The following is a 1,299-nucleotide window of genomic DNA, read 5'->3' as shown; positions in this document are numbered from 1 at the left end:
TTTTCAACCTCAAAATGGTCATACACCATACGCAACCGCGATTTTCATCGCAATTGCATGAATTAAAAGGTAAAAACTGAAGTTCCCGTTTATTTATGTAATACGCAACGTATTACAACCACCTGTAATCACATGAAAATAAAGAAATAAGATGTAATACCGGCGTATTACACGTACGCGGGTAAGCGAAAAAGCTATAACGCTTCCCGGCCGACAGGCGGTCCAAAATCCACCGGGGCGTGCAGGTTCTCTTCAGTAACCTGCGCCATTAAATCAAAAAGATCATATTTGCCGGGAAGCTGCGTATCAGTCGAATCCAGTTGTTCATCATATTCAGATGGCATGGGGTGATATCCAGTAGCGGAGAGGTTGTTAGCGGGTTTCGGGGCACAGCCCTGAACCAGTCACGTAGCGCTAGCGGAGTGTACAGTGGCTGAATATGTTACGGCGGAGTAGCACCTAATGAAAGTGCTTCATGTGACAGGGGAAAATGCAGCTACAGGGCGTAAGGGAGAAAATGGGAGTTACGGTGATATGACGCCTCCTCGCTCACTCGGTCGCTACGCTCCTGCCGTGAGGCTGCGGCGGGCGTTACCTGCTCACGAATGACAAGATAAAGAGATGGCACTCAAGTCAGGAAAGGCCGGAAAAAGGATGCGGCGCTGCCGCTTTTCCATAGGCTCCGCCCCCCTGACAAGCATCACGAAATCTGACGCTCAAATCAGTGGTGGCGAAACCCGACAGGACTATAAAGATACCAGGCGTTTCCCCCTGATGGCTCCCTCGTGCGCTCTCCTGTTCCTGCCTTTCGGTTTACCGGTGTCATTCCGCTGTTATGGCCGCGTTTATCTCATTCCACGCCTGACACTCAGTTCCGGGTAGGCAGTTCGCTCCAAGCTGGACTGTATGCACGAACCCCCCGTTCAGTCCGACCGCTGCGCCTTGTCCGGTAACTATCATCTTGAGTCCAACCCGGAAAGACATGCAAAAGCGCCACTGGCAGCAGCCACTGGTAACTGATTTAGAGGAGTTAGTCTTGAAGTTATGCGCCGGTTAAGGCTAAACTGAAAGGACAAGTTTTGGTGACTGCGCTCCTCCAAGCCAGTTACCTCGGTTCAAAGAGTTGGTAGCTCTGAGAACCTTCGAAAAACCGCCCTGCAAGGCGGTTTTTTCGTTTCGTGGTCAAGAGATTACGACGCTCGCTTAAGGATCTCAAGAAGATCTGCCCGTATCCTTTCAAAATCCTTCTTAAAAAGAAAATCGCGTGCAAAATAGTTTCGGTAATACGATGCTTTTTTT

Annotated in this window: 2 protein-coding genes; both read right to left on the bottom strand. The window is 49.7% G+C overall.

Features of this window, described 5'->3' with window-relative positions; genetic code table 11:
* Positions 1-194: 194 nt before the first annotated feature.
* The gene (locus tag BFF42_RS27010) at positions 195-344 is read right to left on the bottom strand and encodes an AbrB/MazE/SpoVT family DNA-binding domain-containing protein (protein ID WP_162990069.1); all 150 of its coding nucleotides are present in this window, start codon (positions 342-344) and stop codon (positions 195-197) included.
* A 761-nt stretch (positions 345-1,105) separates the two neighbouring features.
* Positions 1,106-1,299 (bottom strand): hypothetical protein (locus BFF42_RS27325; RefSeq protein WP_216080632.1); only part of this gene is annotated, 194 nt, incomplete at its 5' end.

This window comes from Shigella sp. FC1661, assembly GCF_001712525.1.
Taxonomy (GTDB): Bacteria; Pseudomonadota; Gammaproteobacteria; order Enterobacterales; family Enterobacteriaceae; genus Escherichia; species Escherichia coli.
Note: the sequence above shows the minus strand (reverse complement) of the source record. Positions and strands in the feature narration are given on the sequence as shown.

What these genes read in the sequence shown, in the direction of transcription:
- BFF42_RS27010 (WP_162990069.1), bottom strand. Translation starts at nt 344, where the DNA reads ATGCCATCTGAATATGATGAACAACTGGATTCGACTGATACGCAGCTT.